The 16,321-nt window shown below is 60.2% G+C and carries 14 protein-coding genes; 9 read left to right on the forward strand and 5 right to left on the reverse strand.

The window, feature by feature from the left end; translation table 11 throughout:
- Positions 1-76 precede the first annotated feature (76 nt).
- The 6 genes from ACO079_RS11060 to ACO079_RS11085 all read left to right on the forward strand — a co-directional run bounded on the left by ACO079_RS11060 (position 77) and on the right by ACO079_RS11085 (position 7,786).
- Positions 77-3,061, forward strand: a complete 2,985-nt coding sequence (locus ACO079_RS11060) for a 2-oxoglutarate dehydrogenase E1 component (protein ID WP_421790022.1) — start codon at positions 77-79, stop codon at positions 3,059-3,061.
- Positions 3,062-3,085: 24 nt separating this feature from the next.
- Complete coding sequence (odhB, locus tag ACO079_RS11065; protein ID WP_421790024.1) at positions 3,086-4,627, forward strand: 2-oxoglutarate dehydrogenase complex dihydrolipoyllysine-residue succinyltransferase; 1,542 nt, start codon at positions 3,086-3,088, stop codon at positions 4,625-4,627.
- Positions 4,628-4,706: 79 nt separating this feature from the next.
- A complete protein-coding gene (locus ACO079_RS11070) occupies positions 4,707-5,144 on the forward strand; it encodes a hypothetical protein (RefSeq protein WP_421790026.1) in 438 nt (145 codons plus the stop codon).
- Positions 5,145-5,153: 9 nt separating this feature from the next.
- Complete coding sequence (locus tag ACO079_RS11075) at positions 5,154-5,552, forward strand: hypothetical protein (RefSeq protein ID WP_421790028.1); 399 nt, start codon at positions 5,154-5,156, stop codon at positions 5,550-5,552.
- 71 nt (positions 5,553-5,623) lie between these two features.
- Positions 5,624-7,024 carry a dihydrolipoyl dehydrogenase gene (gene lpdA, locus ACO079_RS11080; RefSeq protein WP_421790030.1) on the forward strand — a complete coding sequence of 467 codons (1,401 nt, stop codon included), beginning with the start codon at positions 5,624-5,626 and terminating at the stop codon, positions 7,022-7,024.
- 216 nt (positions 7,025-7,240) lie between these two features.
- A complete protein-coding gene (locus ACO079_RS11085) occupies positions 7,241-7,786 on the forward strand; it encodes a GNAT family N-acetyltransferase (protein ID WP_421790032.1) in 546 nt (181 codons plus the stop codon).
- On the opposite strand, the gene ACO079_RS11090 is transcribed toward ACO079_RS11085, so the two are convergent.
- The 4 genes from ACO079_RS11090 to ACO079_RS11105 all read right to left on the reverse strand — a co-directional run bounded on the left by ACO079_RS11090 (position 7,783) and on the right by ACO079_RS11105 (position 10,577).
- Positions 7,783-8,085, reverse strand: a complete 303-nt coding sequence (locus ACO079_RS11090; RefSeq protein WP_421790034.1) for a winged helix-turn-helix domain-containing protein — start codon at positions 8,083-8,085, stop codon at positions 7,783-7,785. The genes ACO079_RS11085 and ACO079_RS11090 overlap by 4 nt on opposite strands.
- Positions 8,078-8,698: a hypothetical protein gene (locus ACO079_RS11095; protein ID WP_421790036.1), complete on the reverse strand. Its 621-nt coding sequence runs from the start codon at positions 8,696-8,698 to the stop codon at positions 8,078-8,080. Before ACO079_RS11095 ends, ACO079_RS11090 begins: the two co-directional genes overlap by 8 nt.
- A 284-nt stretch (positions 8,699-8,982) precedes the next feature.
- Positions 8,983-9,918 carry a tyrosine recombinase XerC gene (locus ACO079_RS11100; protein WP_421790038.1) on the reverse strand — a complete coding sequence of 312 codons (936 nt, stop codon included), beginning with the start codon at positions 9,916-9,918 and terminating at the stop codon, positions 8,983-8,985.
- A complete protein-coding gene (locus ACO079_RS11105) occupies positions 9,900-10,577 on the reverse strand; it encodes a DUF484 family protein (RefSeq protein ID WP_421790040.1) in 678 nt (225 codons plus the stop codon). Before ACO079_RS11105 ends, ACO079_RS11100 begins: the two co-directional genes overlap by 19 nt.
- 122 nt (positions 10,578-10,699) lie before the next feature.
- Here ACO079_RS11105 and ACO079_RS11110 point away from each other — a divergent pair, with 122 nt between their 5' ends.
- Complete coding sequence (locus tag ACO079_RS11110; RefSeq protein ID WP_421790042.1) at positions 10,700-12,883, forward strand: primosomal protein N'; 2,184 nt, start codon at positions 10,700-10,702, stop codon at positions 12,881-12,883.
- On the opposite strand, the gene solA is transcribed toward ACO079_RS11110, so the two are convergent.
- Positions 12,868-13,968 (reverse strand): N-methyl-L-tryptophan oxidase, encoded by a 1,101-nt coding sequence (solA, locus tag ACO079_RS11115; RefSeq protein WP_421790043.1) that lies wholly within the window; start codon positions 13,966-13,968, stop codon positions 12,868-12,870. The two genes, ACO079_RS11110 and solA, sit on opposite strands and share 16 nt — an antisense overlap.
- Positions 13,969-14,167: 199 nt before the next feature.
- Between solA and ACO079_RS11120 the strand changes: the two genes are divergently transcribed.
- Together ACO079_RS11120 and atpA are read left to right on the forward strand one after the other, a co-directional pair.
- A complete protein-coding gene (locus ACO079_RS11120; RefSeq protein WP_421790045.1) occupies positions 14,168-14,773 on the forward strand; it encodes a F0F1 ATP synthase subunit delta in 606 nt (201 codons plus the stop codon).
- Positions 14,774-14,782: 9 nt separating this feature from the next.
- Complete coding sequence (gene atpA / locus ACO079_RS11125; RefSeq protein WP_421790047.1) at positions 14,783-16,312, forward strand: F0F1 ATP synthase subunit alpha; 1,530 nt, start codon at positions 14,783-14,785, stop codon at positions 16,310-16,312.
- Positions 16,313-16,321: the final 9 nt, after the last annotated feature.

Consider the following 16,321-nt stretch of genomic DNA (forward strand, 5'->3'; position numbering starts at 1 on the left):
GGCTTTACAAGGGGGGAGCCCGCCGGAACAGTGAATTCACCGGCCGGAGACTCAACCGGCCCAACAGGGACCTGACATGTCCGAGACCAAGCGCACTGACGCAAACCAGACTTTCCTCGACACCTCCTTCCTCTATGGCGGCAACGCCCAATATGTTGAACAGATGGCCGCTGCCTGGGCGGAAGACCCGACCTCGGTTCCCGCTGAATGGCGCGCCTTCTTTGAAGACAATGGCGTTGATCCGGCCGCATCTGGCCGGGCCGCTCGCGGGGCCAGCTGGAAACGCAAGGGCTGGCCGCAAGACGCCAATGGCGATCTGACCTCGGCTTTGGGCGCGATTGATGCCGCTGCCGAACCGGCCCTGATTCAAAAAGTCGCCGAACGCTTGCCGGACGCCGATCCGGCCGAGGTGCGCCGTGCGACGCAGGACTCCATTCGCGCCATCATGATGATCCGCGCCTATCGGATGCGGGGGCATCTGGCGGCCAATCTGGACCCGCTATCGCTTTCCAACTTTGGCGCGCAGCCGGAATTACAGCCGGACTCCTATGGTTTCGAGCGCGCAGATATGGACCGCGAGATTTTCATCGACGGATATCTGGGGCTGGAAACCGCCACGCCGCGCATGATGCTGGATATTTTGCGCCGGACCTATTGTTCCACGCTGGGCGTGGAATTCATGCACATCTCCAATCCGGCGGAAAAAGCCTGGCTACAGGAGCGGTTTGAAGGCCCGGATAAGGGCATTCATTTCACCACCGAGGGCAAGAAGGCGATTTTCTCGCGCCTGATCGAAACCGAAGCCTTCGAACGCTTCCTGCACAAGCGCTATCCCGGCACCAAACGGTTCGGTATTGATGGCGGGGAATCCATGGTTCCCGCGCTGGAACAGATCATCAAGCGCGGCAGCCAGATGAGTGTGTCCGATGTTATTCTCGGCATGCCTCACCGGGGCCGTTTGAATGTGCTGGCCGCGGTGATGGGCAAGCCTTATCACCAGATTTTCCATGAATTTCAGGGCGGCTCGACGCAAGGTGGCGGCGAATTTGGCTCCGGCGATGTGAAATACCATCTCGGCGCGTCGTCTGATCGCCAGTTCGACGGCGAAAAAGTGCATCTCTCGCTGACCGCCAACCCGTCTCACCTCGAAGCGGTCGATCCGGTCGTGCTGGGCAAGGCGCGCGCCAAGCAGGCCAAATTCCGCCGCGAACAGGGTGATGAGGTCAATACGGCCGAACAAGTCCTGCCCCTGCTTTTGCATGGCGACGCCGCCTTTGCAGGCCAGGGCATTGTCGCAGAATGTTTCGGTCTATCGGGCCTGAAAGGTCATCGTACGGGCGGGGCGATCCATTTCATCGTCAATAACCAGATCGGCTTTACGACGAATCCGCGCGACTCCCGTTCCTCGCCCTACCCCTCAGATGTGGCGCTGATGGTTCAGGCTCCGATTTTCCATGTGAATGGCGATGATCCTGAAGCGGTCGTATTTGCTGCTAAAATGGCAACCGAATACCGCCAGCTCTTTGGCAAAGACGCCATCATCGACATGTTCTGCTATCGCCGGTACGGGCACAATGAAGGAGATGATCCGTCCTTTACCCAGCCCATCATGTACAAGGCGATCCGCTCGCATCCGACCACGCGCGAGCTCTATCAGCAACGGCTGGTAGCCGAAGGCGTGCTGAGCGATGACGACGCTGAGGCGATGGCACGCGAATTTGATGACTTCCTGGAAGCCGAGTTCGAAAAAGGCCGCGATTTCAAATCCAAGGATGCGGACTGGCTGGACGGCGTCTGGTCTGGTTTAGGGCTGCCGGAAGATGATGATCGCCGGGGGGAAACCTCCGTGCCGGTTGAAAAGCTCAAGGAGGTTGGCGAAAAGCTGACCGGATATCCCGATGATATCGCGATCCACAAGACGCTGAAGCGCGTGCTGAATGGCCGCCGCTCGGCGATAGAGGCAGGCGAGGGCATTGACTGGGCAACCGCAGAAAGCCTCGCTTTCGGCACGCTATTGGATGAAGGATTTCCGGTGCGCCTGTCCGGTCAGGATTCCGGCCGCGGCACGTTCAGCCAGCGCCATTCCCACATCATCGATCAGGAATCCGAAGAACGCCATACGTTATTGAACCAGCTGGGCACAGATCCGGTCCGCTATGAAGTCATCGACTCCATGTTGTCCGAAGAGGCGGTGCTTGGGTTTGAGTATGGCTACTCGCTGTCCGCTCCGAACACGCTGGTCATGTGGGAAGCCCAGTTCGGTGATTTCGTGAACGGCGCGCAGGTGATTATCGATCAATTTCTGGCCGCCGGTGAACGCAAATGGCTGCGTATGTCCGGCCTGGTTATGCTTCTTCCGCATGGCTATGAGGGACAGGGCCCGGAACACTCCTCGGCCCGGCTGGAGCGCTTCCTGCAGCTATGTGCCCAGGACAATATGCAGGTGGCAAACTGTTCGACGCCGGCAAATTATTTCCACATCCTCCGCCGTCAGATTCACCGCAGCTTCCGTAAGCCATTGATCTTGATGACGCCAAAATCCCTTTTGCGTCACAAGCGCTGTATCTCGACCCTCAAGGCGATGGGCGAGGGCTCGTCCTTCCACCGTGTGCTCTGGGATGATGCTGATCCGGCTCATCGCCCGGAGGGCGCGTCGGAGGTGACGCCAACCCGGCTGGTTGAAGATGACAAGATCCGCCGTGTGGTGATGTGCTCTGGCAAGGTCTATTACGACCTTCTGGAAGCGCGCGAGGAGAAGGGCATTGAGGATGTCTATCTCCTCCGAGTGGAGCAATTCTATCCCATCCCGGCGCGCTCCATGTTGCAGGAATTCCAGCGTTTCCAGAACGCCGAATTGATGTGGTGCCAGGAAGAGCCTCAGAATATGGGCGCCTGGACCTTCATTCAGCCCTCGCTGGACTGGGTGCTGGCGCAAACCGGTGCTGCACAATCCCGCCCGCTTTATGCCGGGCGCTCTGCTGCAGCTTCCACAGCGGCCGGCACAGCCGCCGCCCACAAAGCCGAACAGGACGCGCTGATCAATGATGCGCTGGCCGACTAGAGACAGGACAAGGACGAGACCGATATGACCGACATCAAAGTGCCCGAGCTGGGCGAATCCGTATCCGAAGCCACGGTCGGCAGCTGGAATTTTGCTGAAGGCGATGCGGTGAAGAAGGACGACATCCTGGTCGAACTGGAAACCGACAAGGTCTCCATCGAGGTGCGCGCGGAAGAAGACGGCACGCTGTCGAAAATCATCGCCTCGGAAGGCGAGACGGTCGAAATCGGGGCTCAGCTCGCGGTAATCGGTGAAGGCGGCGGCGGGTCATCTGCCGACGAGGACGACACTGCCGAAATGGACGCGGCAGGCGATGAGCCGGAAGACAACAACGAAGAGGCCGGCGAAGACGATGGCGGTGAAGAGGATGGCGGCGATCTGATCGAGGCCGTTGTTCCCGAGATGGGCGAAAGCGTCTCGGAAGGCACGGTCGGGGCTTGGCTGGTCGATCAGGGCGCGGCCGTGAAGAAAGATCAGGCGCTGGTCGAGATCGAAACCGACAAGGTGGCGGTCGAGGTGCCGTGCCCGGCCGATGGCGTGTTGGCAGAACGCCTTGTTGAAGAAGGCGATGTGGTCACGCCCGGCGCGCCGATTGCCAAAATCAGTGCGGGCGGTACGTCGTCCAGCGGCAGCCAACCCACGGAGGCCAAGCCGGAATCCGACGCGAAAAACAATCCTGCGTCTGACGTCAAAGCCATGCCGTCTGCGGCACGCATTGCGGAAGAAAACAATCTGGACCTCTCGAAAGTGGAAGGCACCGGCAAAGATGGCCGCGTCACCAAGGGAGACGCCCTGAAAGCCGTTGAAAGCGGCACGGCGGCCCCCAAATCCGAACCGGTGAAGGCGCCCGCGCCGCGCAGCGATGATCCGCGCGAAGAGCGGGTGAAAATGACCCGCCTGCGCCAGACCATCGCGCGGCGTTTGAAGGATGCGCAGAACACCGCCGCCATGCTGACCACGTTTAACGAGGCGGACATGACGGCGATCATGCAGGCCCGCAAAACCCATCAGGAAGCGTTTGTGGCCAAGCATGGCGTGAAGCTCGGCTTTATGAGCTTCTTCGTGAAGGCCTGCGTCAATGCGCTGAAGGAAATTCCAAACGTCAATGCCGAGATTGATGGCGAGGAGATCGTCTACAAGAATTACTATGACATGGGCGTGGCCGTTTCGACGGAGCGCGGCCTTGTGGTTCCCGTTGTGCGCGATGCCGATCAGATGTCGCTGGCTGATATCGAAAAGAAAATCATCGAGCTGGGCACCAAGGCCCGCGATGGCAAGCTTTCTATTGAGGAAATGCAGGGCGCGACCTTCACGCTCTCCAATGGCGGCATTTTCGGTTCCCTCCTGTCGACGCCGATCCTGAATGCGCCGCAATCGGGCATTCTGGGCATGCACAAAATCCAGGAGCGCCCGGTCGCTGAAAACGGCGAGGTCGTCATCCGGCCGATGATGTATCTGGCGCTGTCCTATGACCACCGCATCGTCGATGGCAAAGAGGCTGTGACCTTCCTTGTGCGCGTCAAGGAAGCGCTGGAAGACCCGCAACGGCTTCTGTTTGATATTTGATAGACCGGTGGGGTGATAAAACACCCCTCCCCAAATCGGACACTTACCGCTAATCTCCCCCTAACAGGGGAGGACATTCATGCAATTATCACAAACCAAGACACCTTTCTGGTACTGGATTCTGGCGGTGATCGGCGTGCTCTGGTTCGCCGGGGGGGCGTTCGATTACACCGCCACCAAGCTGCAGCTTGATTTCTATATGAGCAGCTTCACCGAAGAACAACTCGCTTACTTCTATGGTTTCCCGACCTGGTTCGTGGCCCTGTGGGCCATCTCGGTCTGGAGCGCCTTTGTCGGGGCTATTCTGTTATTGCTCCGGATGAAGCTGGCCTCGCTATTATTCCTGATCAGCCTGGTGACCTATGTCATCTCTGCGATCTACAGCATTGGTTTCACCAATGGCATGGAGGTTATGGGTGGGGCCGGCGCGCTGATTTTCTCAGCCGCCATTGTGATCAGCTTGCTGGTCTTTTTCTGGCTTGCGCGCTGGGCCAGCCTGCGCGGAATTCTGAAATAGGGCAGGGCTATGTTGAAAGTCATTTTGGGGCTGGTGGCCGGGGCTGTCGCCTCCTTCGTCACCATTATGCTGGTCCAGATGATCGGGCATATGATCTATCCGGTACCGGAGGGGCTGGATCCGATGGATCCCGAGCAAGTCGCCGCGATGATGGATAGCCTGCCCGTTGGCGCGCTGTTGGCAGTGATTGTCGCCTGGGGTCTGGGGACATTCGTTGGTGGGACGGTTGCCATGCTGATCTCCAAAGCCAACTGGACGGCCTGGGCAGTTGCCGGCCTGGTTCTGGCCATGACTGCACTCAACCTGGTCTTGATCCCGCATCCGATCTGGATGATCGCGGCGGGGCCATTGGCCATCGCAATCGCCGCCTTCTTAGCTGTCAAAGTGTTTGGCGCAAAAGCGGCCTGAGCCGGTTGAAACCTGCAAGGGGCGGTTTTAGGTAGAGACAACACATCCCTGCCAGATGAAAGGCCGCCCCCATGTCCAAATCCTATGATGTCGTCATTATCGGTGGCGGTCCTGGCGGCTATAATTGCGCCATTCGCGCCGGTCAGCTGGGCCTGAAAACCGCCTGCATTGAGATGCGCGACACGCTGGGTGGCACCTGCCTGAATGTGGGTTGTATCCCATCCAAAGCGCTCCTTCACGCCTCCGAGCTTTACGAGGCCGCGGACAAGCATTTCGAAGGCTATGGCATCAAGACCACCGGGCTAGAAATTGACCTGCCCAAAATGATGGAAGGCAAGACGGACGCGGTTAAAGGCCTGACCGATGGCGTGGCCTTCCTTTTAAAGAAGAACAAGGTCGATCACATTCGGGGCAAGGGCAAAATCGCCGGTCCCGGCAAGGTCGAGGTGGACGGGCCGGACGGCGCTGAAACGCTGAATGCCAAACACATCGTTATCGCGACAGGGTCTGAAGTGACGCCCTTGCCCGGAGTCGAGATTGATGAAGACCGGATTGTCTCGTCCACCGGCGCGCTGGATCTGAATGACGTGCCAAAGAAACTCGTCCTCATCGGTGCGGGCGTAATCGGGCTGGAGCTGGGTTCTGTCTGGCGGCGTCTGGGTGCGGAAGTCACCGTCATCGAATATCTGGATCGTATTCTGCCGGGGATGGATTCCGAGATCGCCAAACAAGCGCAACGCATCTTCAAAAAGCAGGGCCTGAAATTCGAGCTCTCCCGCAAAGTTACCGGCATCGACAAAACCAAGACCGGCGTCACGGTTCAGACCGAAGCCGCTGAGGGCGGCAAGGAAAAGGCGTTCGAGGCCGATTATGCCCTCGTCTGCATTGGCAGGCGCCCCTACACGGAAGGACTGGGACTGGAGAGCGTCGGCATTGAAACCGACCAGCGCGGCTTCATCCCCAATGATCATTTCCAGACCTCCGCAGAGGGCGTCTGGGTGGTTGGCGATTGCACGCATGGCCCCATGCTGGCGCACAAGGCCGAGGATGAAGGCACCGCCTGTGCCGAGCGCATCGCCGGAAAGGCAGGCCACGTCAACTATGGCGCTATTCCGGGTGTCGTTTACACCAATCCCGAGATTGCCAGCGTCGGCGCAACCGAGGACGAGCTGAAAGAACAAGGCCGGGCTTACAAGACCGGGAAGTTTTCCTTCATGGCCAATTCCCGCGCCCGCGCAAACCATGAAACCGACGGTATGGTGAAACTGCTCGCCGATGCCGAAACTGACGAATTGCTGGGCGCACACATGATCGGCAAGGGCGTCGGAGAAATGATCGCCGAACTATGCCTGGCGCTGGAATTCCGCGCGGCGTCTGAAGACATCGCCCGCACCTCTCACCCGCACCCGACCATGACGGAAGCCGTCCGTCAGGCGGCAATGGGTGTGGAAGGCTGGACAATGCAGGCTTGAACCCGGTTGGTGCAAGCCTGATCGAGGTGCATTGAACCGGTGCGGAAAACGGAAAATTTCCCTTTTTTGACAAAAAGTTCAACGCGCAACTCATACTTTCGTGCTATAAGAATCGGATCAGGCATTCGTTTGCGGGGCGAATTTGTCTGTGATCGGACAATGAGGGGCTTGAACGGGCCGGCCTTTGCCGCGGGCCCCTTGTGAACGGATAGAGGCATGCTGGAAATCAAGGCAGACAGGCTCAAACTGATCGCATTGGATGCCCGGCTTTCCGGGCTCCAGTCGCGCGCGCCTGCTGCTTTTTTCGAAGCGCTGAATGTCCAGTCCGAGGCCAGTTGGCCGCCGGAATTGATGGACCAGTCCGCGATGGATCTGACCGAAGAGGAGCTGAAGCGCCACCCGGATCAACTGGGCTGGCATTTCTGGGCTTTTGTCTGGCCGGGCTTCGCGGGGGGTATGGACCGTCTGGTCGGCGGCGGAGGGTTCAAAGGCCCGCCCAATGATCATGGTCAGGTCGAAATCGGTTATTCGATGCTTGTCTCCTTCCGCGAACAGGGTCTGGCGACCGAAGCCGTCGAAGCGCTCGTTGGCTGGGCATTTGAGTCCGGGCAGGTCAGTGAAGTCGTGGCGGAAACCCTGCCACACCTGATCGCATCGCAGCGTGTTCTGGAAAAGACAGGTTTTGTTGAGACGGGCGCCCGCGAAGACGAGGGGCTGAAAATCGTCCGCTTTGCGATGCGCCGGGAAAAAGCGGCGGCCTAGCTGCCAGTCAGCTGCCGTAAATTATCGAGATAGGCAATCCAGGCTTTTCGGCCCTTTGGCGTTAAAGAAAGCGTGGTTCGTGGCCGCCGTCCGACAAATGTCTTCTCCACCTTGATATAGCCTGCTTCTTCCAGCTTGCGCATGTGGACTGACAGATTGCCGTCCGAGGCGTCTGTCTTCTCCTTCAGCTCTGTGAAGGCCGCCGCAGAGACCGACGACAGATACGCCATGATGCCGAGCCGCAACTTGCCATGAATGACGTCATCGAGCGCGTTGGCGTCGAAATCGGTCTCACTCATTGGCGGCACCCGGTTCCTTACTCACCATGCGCAAGCCCGGAATTATGGCCGAAAACAGGATGATCGCGGCAATCAACAGATAAAGCTCGGGGCGTCCGTAAAAGGCCGGAGACAGCGCCGCGCCAGCCATCGACATCCAGGCCGGGCCATAGAGCCATTTTTCGCCGGACAGGGCCGCTGTGACCGAGAACGCCATAGCATAGCCAAACATCGCAATGGTAAGGATGGAATCAAACATCACCGGGTTAGCATCGAGTGCGGTGACAGATATCAGAATTCCGGCCACATAAAGCGCGGTGCCAATCCCGACAAAGCGCCAGATGGTCCCGGACACCCGGTTGCCAATGGAGCCCAGCCCCGGCTTGCTGGCCAGCCCGCGTGAGATGATCGTCTGCATCAAAACCCCGACGATGCCGAACACCATCCAGACGGCGCCAACGAATTGCGGTTCAATCCCCGTCAGTCCGGAGGAAATTGCCCAATGGGCAACACAGGCCAGCATGGCCAGCCCACCCCAGCTGATCAGAAAGCGTCCGCCAATCAGGGGGGCGTTTTGTCCGGACTCGGCCACACTGCGCAAATAGTCCAGATCGGATTGGGAGGAGTCGTTCATTGCTATCTCCAAATAACTTTGAAAAATAAAGTATCATAATTTTAGGGAAGTGCAAGAGCGATGTTGGGGTGGCGTAACGGGATTGAATAGGGATCATCAAGGTGGGCAGGGGCAGTGCTGGGGCGGGATCTGACTTGTCGAGGCGTGCTGACCGGAATGCGTTGGACACAAGGCTCGTAGAGGCTTGGGGCGCGGTATTCAGCGCCAGGAACAAACCGGATCGGTCAGGGCGGTCTGCGGCGAGGCCGGCTTTGAGACCGATAAAACAGTACAGGCAGGCCGCTTCAGCGCCGACGGGCGCGTGGATGGGCGGCGGCATGGACCTCGGTCAGATGATCGCCTTCCACGGCGGCATAGACTTGCGTCGTTGACAGGCTGGCATGACCCAGCAATTCTTGGATGGTCCGCAGATCCCCGCCGCCGGCCAAGAGGTGCGTGGCAAAACTGTGCCGCAAAGCATGCGGTGTCGCTGTCGACGGTAAACCCAGTCGGCTCCGCAGGTCTTGCGTGAGGTGTTGCACGGCGCGCGCGCCCAACGGTCCGCCCCTCACGGCGCGGAACAAAGCGGCGTCATTGTCCAGATCAAACGGGCAGAGCGCGGCATATCGCGAGACGGCTTCTCGCACGGCGGGCAGGACCGGCACCAGCCGCGTCTTGTTGCCCTTACCTGTCACACGCAGCACATCGCCTAGCGGCAGATCGGTCCCGGTCAGCGCTAAGGCCTCACTGATCCGCAAGCCGCAGCCATATAAAAGCAGCAGCACGGCTTCATCGCGCGCCGCGATCCAGTCCGGTTTTTCGCGCGCGCCTGTCTCCGCCACCATCTGCCGCGCCGCTTCCGCACTGACTGGCTTGGGCAGGCTGCGCGGCACTTTCGGCGATTCCACCAGGCCAAGCGCCGGGCAGGTCAGGCCGCGTCTTTGTTCCAGATACTTATAAAAGCTGCGCACCGAAGACAGGAACCGCGCCAGAGATCGCGCAGACACGCCATCGCGCCGCCGGTCGGCCAACCAGGCGCGGAAATCCGTCGCCTTCAGCCCGGCGAGCATATCCAGCGTCAGGCGTTCGCCTCGATGACCGCCCTGAAAGTCCAGAAAACCGGAGACATCCCGGCAATAGCTTTCAATGGTCTTTTCGCTGTAGCGCTTTTCCCCGGCCAGATGCTCCAGCCAGTCATTGAGCGCCTGCTCGGCGGAGCTACCTAGCTTTCCTTCAGCCATGGGGTGATCAAGCGCTCCACGGCGCGGGCCACAAAATTGAGAATTTCCGTGCCCTGGCCGGAATGAAACTGATCCGCTTCCTGCGAAGCCAGCGCCAGCATGGCCGTGCGGCCACTCGCCTCAATACGGCAAAGGGCATGACTGCCCATCTCTTCGCCATATAGCGTACGGCCCGTGCGCGGTGCACACGCGCCGGTGAAATCATTCTCATCGCCGAGCAATTCGTCGACCAGGCCATGTCCGCAGGGATGGATGGCTTCCGAGACGATCATCGGCGTGGCACCCTCCAGATAGAGCCGGGCTGTTTGAACGCCGAGCGCAGAGGGCGCTTCCCAGGCGAGCGAATAATCCAGCTCATCCAGATCCGCACAGCTCATCAGTGACAGGACATAGCTTTGCGCCCGCGCCAGCAGCGCCAGATTCTCCCGCGCATGATAGGCGAGCGTGCGATGTTGTTCTTTTAAGTCGCGAACCTCGCCCAAGAGGCGGTCGCGCACCACACGGCCAAGATCAGCCACGCCGTCCGGTGCGCCGGCTAAATGCGAGAGCAATTCCGCATCGCGGCGGACCCAGTCCGGGTTTTCTATGAGCATCTGGCGCACCATGGCGCGATCCATTGCGCCGGGCTCCGCGCCCGGCTTTTCAAGAATATCTGTCACTGTCCCACCATCCGTTTTCGGATTTATGTTGAGGTCAGGGATAACAGAAACGGGTTGGTGTTCGGTAAACGCCGCCAAAACCCGTTGCAGGCGGGTCGGGCCTCGCGCCTATACTGGCGGAGATGACTCGCCCGCCCGCCCTCAAGGTGAAAGCCTCGATCCTGTTTGCGATGCCGCTGCCGGAGCCGTTTGATTATGCGGTGCCGGAGGGGATGGAGCTGCGCCTCGGCGATCATGTTCGCGCACCACTGGGCCCGCGATCTGCGCGCGGTGTGGTCTGGGCGCTGTCAGCCGATGATGGCTCGCGCAATCTCAAATCGGTCGAGAGCGTTTATAACGCCCCGCCTTTATCCGAGGCCATGCGGGAATTTATCGACTGGTCGGCGAAATATCTGGTCCAGCTGCCGGGCATCATGCTGAGAAATGTGTTGCGCAGCGAAGACACATTGTTGCCTTCGCCGACCGAAATCCTGTTCGAGCCCTCAGGCGAAGCGCCCGCCCGCATGACGGAGTCCCGCCAGAAGGTTCTGGATGTCATCGCAGACCATGGCCCGGACTGCGCCGCAGAGCTGGCCCGGCTGGCAGGCGTTACACCGGGTGTCGTCTCCGGGCTGGTGAAAGCAGGCGGGCTGAACCGGATTGAGCGTCCGGCCGATCCGCCCTTCGATCCGCCTGATCCGAAGCGGCAAGGCGTGGAACTGGTGCCGCAACAGGCGGCGGCGGCCGACCAGCTGAAACGCATGATCACCGCCGGCGGATTTCAGGCGGCTTTGCTGGATGGCGTCACCGGCTCTGGCAAGACCGAGGTTTATTTCGAAGCCATCGCCCATGCGCTAAAGGAAGACCCGGATGCACAAGTCCTCGTCATGCTGCCGGAAATCGCGCTGACACGGGCGGTGACGACCCGCTTTGTTCAGCGCTTCGCGGCAGAACCGGCCGTCTGGCATTCCGATCAGGGCCATAAGGAACGTCGCCGCATCTGGCGGGAGGTGAATGAGAACCGCGCGCGCATTGTTATTGGGGCCCGCTCAGCGCTCTTTCTGCCGTTCCAGAATTTGCACCTCATCGTCGTCGATGAGGAACATGACGCAACCTATAAACAAGGCGATGGTCTGCATTATCAGGCGCGCGATTTGGCGGTGGTGCGCGCCCGTGCCTCCAAAGCAGCGATTGTTTTGGCCTCGGCGACGCCCTCGATTGAAAGCCTCGCGAATGCGCGTGCCGGGCGTTATGCCTATATCCAGCTGCCGGACCGGATCGGCAAAGCCGTCCTGCCGGACGTCGCGACGATTGATCTGCGCGAGCACAAGCCGCAACGCGGGCTCTGGCTGTCTGATCCGCTGGTCGAGGCGATGGCCGAAACGCTGGAGCGCGGCGAGCAATCCCTGCTTTATCTTAACCGGCGCGGCTATGCGCCATTGGTCATTTGCAATGCCTGTGGCCACAAGATGAAATCACCCGAGGCAGAAACCTACCTCACCGAGCATCGCTATACCGGACGCTTGATCTGCCATCTCACCGGCTTTTCCATGCCGCGTCCGGGCAAATGCCCGGAATGCGGGGCGGAAGATTCGCTGACCAGTGTGGGGCCGGGCGTGGAACGTGTGGCCGAAGAGGCCAAGGCGCGCTTTCCCAATGCGAAGGTCGAAATCCTGTCCTCGGACACCGCCCATTCCGCCGAAGCGTTGCTCTCATTGATTGATCGGATGGAGCGCGGCGAGATCGACATTCTCGTGGGCACTCAAATCGCCGCGAAGGGCCATAACTTCCCCAACCTCACCCTGATTGGCGTCGTTGACGCGGATCTCGGCCTGGCAGGGGGCGATCCGCGCGCCGGCGAGCGGACCTATCAAACCTTGGTGCAAGTGGCTGGGCGCGCGGGCCGCGCTGAACGGCCGGGCCGGGCTCTGTTACAGACCCATGACCCGGATCATGACGCCATCGCCGCGCTGGTGGCGGGCGACCGGGATCGGTTCATGGAAACCGAGACCATGGCCCGCGAAGTTCTGGGCTTGCCGCCTTTCGGACGGCTCGCGGCGATCATCCTTTCATCCAAGGATGCGCATCAGATTGACGTAATTGCGAAACAATGGGCCGCCGCAGCGCCGGATGCGGATGGCGTGACCATCTGGGGACCAGCTGAGCCGCGCTATGGCATGGTGCGGGGCTGGCACCGGCGGCGGCTCCTGATCCGCGCGGACCGGGACGTGGACGTCTCGGCCTATGTCGCTGCCTGGCGCAAGCGGATGAAACCGGTGTCGTCCGTGCGGGTGACGATTGATATTGAGCCCTACAGCTTTGTCTGACGCGCCATTGTGAACTCTGACAGATCTAGATGCGGTGTTTCGTTAAGCGCCAGCGCTACCGCGGCCTCGCCAATCGCCGGCGCAAATTTGTAGCCATGCCCGGAACAGGCTGCGATCAGGACTTCTCCCGTTTCGGATCGGTCGAGGATGAAGCGGCCATCCCTTGTGTTGGTGAAGCGGCAAACGCCGAAATCATCCGGGGGCGAACACTCCGGCAATATGGCTTGCAGCTGATTGGCGATTAGAGCGCGATCTATTGCATCGACCGGCACGGTCTCTCGATACGCTTGGCCTGTTTCCTTGCGATGGTGATAAAGCGCCAGCTTCCAGCGCCCGGGCGTGGCGCCGGGCAGGGCGTAAACGCGATCGCCGCCGGTAAAAGCACGCTGGAAGGGCGGTGTGTCAGCTGGTCCGTCAAACCAGCCAATCACCTGGCGTTCAACGGTAAGCGCCTGATCCAGCCCGGCATGAAACAGCCCGCCCCACGGCCCGGCGGCATTGATCAGGCGTTCAACATCGTATGTCCCATTGACGGTGTGCAGGCGATAGCCATCGTCCAGAATTTCGACCCGGTCCACCGCGCAGTCCCAATTCAGGGAGGCGCCCTTGGCTTCTGCCAATCGCCCAAAGGCGGTATTGGCCGCATCGCTCAACAAATAACCGCTGCCCGGCGCGAAAAGCGCCATCATATCGTCAGAAACCGCCAGAGCCGGATAGCGGGATCTCAGCGCACCGGCATCCAGCACATCAAAGTCCTGTCCGGATGCTTCGGCGCAAGCGAGGGCATCAGTCACAAAAGCGCTACCAGCAACGCCGATATCCAGCCCGCCTGTTTCGATGAATAGCGTTTCGCCCGCTTCTGTCTCAACGTCCGGCCAAAGCTGATAGGCCCGGTCCAGCAGGGGCAAATAAAGCGCACCTTCTGAATAGATCCGGCGGATCATGCGGGTTTCGCCATGGCTGGAGCCAGAGGCATGGCCACGCGCGAACTGATCAAACCCGATCACGGACACGCCCTTGCGGTTGGCGGCCCAGGCACTGGCCAGCCCCATCGCGCCTAATCCGATGATCCCGATCTCGTGCAAATCACCCCTCCTGAAGTCCAGTCTGAGGCCTTCCGTGAACCGATCAACCTTATACAGTCTGGGGGCTTGTCCTGCCGCAAGCGGGTTGCCGCTTTTCAGCCCCTGTGCTAAGCGCAGCCCGCAACGGAGAAGCGCGCGTCTTGAGGGCGAAAGCGTGCTCCAATTTTCGCAATGTTCTCAAGTGCTTGGCGGCTAGTGTATGCGACTCGCCAGCACATTCGGCAAAGGCAGGCGACAGAACGATCCGATGAGTGGCGATACCGCGACAATCACCGGCGCAGCCGGACGTTATGCCAGCGCCCTGTTCGAGCTGGCCGCAGACGCTAAAACGGCGGACAAGATCGAGCCGGACATGGCGGCCCTCGCGACGGGGCTCGCAGACAGTGACGAACTCGCCACCGCGCTGAAAAGCCCGCTGGTAGAAGGCGACGCCAAAACCGGTGTCATCGCCGCCCTGGCGGACAAGGCCGGTTTTGATCCGCTGACGAAAAACACGCTGATGGTGGCGGCAGAAAATGGCCGCGCCGGAGAGCTCGGCGCGATTGCCGCGGCTTATGCCGTGCTGGCCGCCGAAGCGCGCGGTGTAGCATCCGCCAATGTGACAACGGCTGCAAAGCTGACTGCAAAAGAAATCGACGCGCTTAAAGCGTCCTTGAAACGTGCCCTCGGGCGCGAAGTTGACGTCCGGACCCAAGAGGACCCGGATATTCTCGGCGGGCTGATCGTTCAGGTCGGTTCGCGCATGTATGATTCCTCCCTTCGGACCCAGCTCGAAGGACTCCGGACAGCGATGAAAGAGGCTTAGGGTAACGCCATGGACATCCGTGCCGCGGAAATTTCCGCAATCCTGAAAGACCAGATCAAGAATTACGGCGCCGAAGCGAAGGTTTCGGATGTGGGCCAGGTTTTGTCCGTCGGTGACGGTATTGCCCGCGTCTACGGCCTCGACGAGGTGCGCGCCGGTGAGCTCGTGGAATTCCCGGGCGGGGTGAAGGGCATGGCCCTGAACCTGGAACGCGACAATGTCGGTTGCGTGATCTTCGGCGATGACCGCGGCCTGAAAGAGGGCGACACGGTCAAGCGTCTCGGCGCCATCGTGGATACCGGTGTTGGTAAAGGCTATCTCGGCCGCGTCGTGAACGCGCTGGGTGAGCCAATCGACGGCAAGGGCCCGATTGAAGAAACCGAGCGCCGCCGCGTCGACGTGAAAGCACCGGGCATCATCCCGCGTAAATCCGTTCACGAGCCGATGGCAACGGGCATCAAGTCCATCGATGGCATGATCCCGGTCGGCCGGGGCCAGCGCGAGCTGATCATTGGTGACCGTCAGACCGGTAAGACCGCTATTGCTGTCGATACCATCCTGAACCAGAAATCCGTCAACGACACCGATGATGAGAGCCAGAAGCTCTACTGCGTCTATGTCGCCGTCGGCCAGAAGCGCTCCACCGTTGCCCAGATCGTGAAAACGCTCGAGGAAAACGGCGCGATGGAATACACCACCGTCGTAGCCGCTACCGCGTCTGATCCGGCACCGATGCAGTTCCTGGCGCCGTTCACCGCCTGCACCATTGGCGAATACTATCGCGACAATGGCATGCACGCCCTCATCGTTTATGATGACTTGTCCAAGCAGGCCGTGGCCTACCGCCAGATGTCCCTGCTGCTTCGCCGTCCGCCGGGCCGTGAAGCCTATCCGGGTGACGTCTTCTACCTGCACTCCCGCCTGCTGGAACGTGCGGCCAAGATGAATGACGATCAGGGCGCGGGTTCGCTGACCGCTCTGCCGGTCATCGAAACCCAGGCCAACGACGTGTCGGCCTATATCCCGACCAATGTGATCTCGATCACTGATGGCCAGATCTTCCTGGAAACCGACCTCTTCTATCAGGGTATCCGCCCGGCCGTGAACGTCGGCCTGTCGGTGTCCCGTGTAGGCTCTGCCGCCCAGACCAAAGCGATGAAGCAGGTGGCCGGCAAGATGAAGGGTGAGTTGGCCCAGTATCGTGAGATGGCCGCCTTTGCCCAGTTCGGTTCCGACCTGGATGCCGCAACACAGCGCCTCCTGAACCGGGGTCAGCGCCTGACCGAGCTCTTGAAACAGCCGCAATTCTCGCCGCTGACGATGGAAGAGCAGGTCTGCGTGATCTTCGCCGGTACGCGGGGCTATCTCGATAATGTGCCGGTCGGCGATGTGCGTCAGTATGAAGAAGAGTTGCTGCGTCACCTGCACGCCGATCACAAGGATCTTCTGAAGACCATCCGCACCGACAAGAAGCTGTCTGACGAAACCGAAGGCAAGCTGAAATCGGTCGTCGAGACCTTCACGAAGAACTTCGCGTAAGGGCACGGG

The sequence above is a fragment of the Hyphobacterium sp. genome (assembly GCF_965228115.1).
Classification (GTDB): Bacteria; Pseudomonadota; Alphaproteobacteria; order Caulobacterales; family Maricaulaceae; genus Hyphobacterium.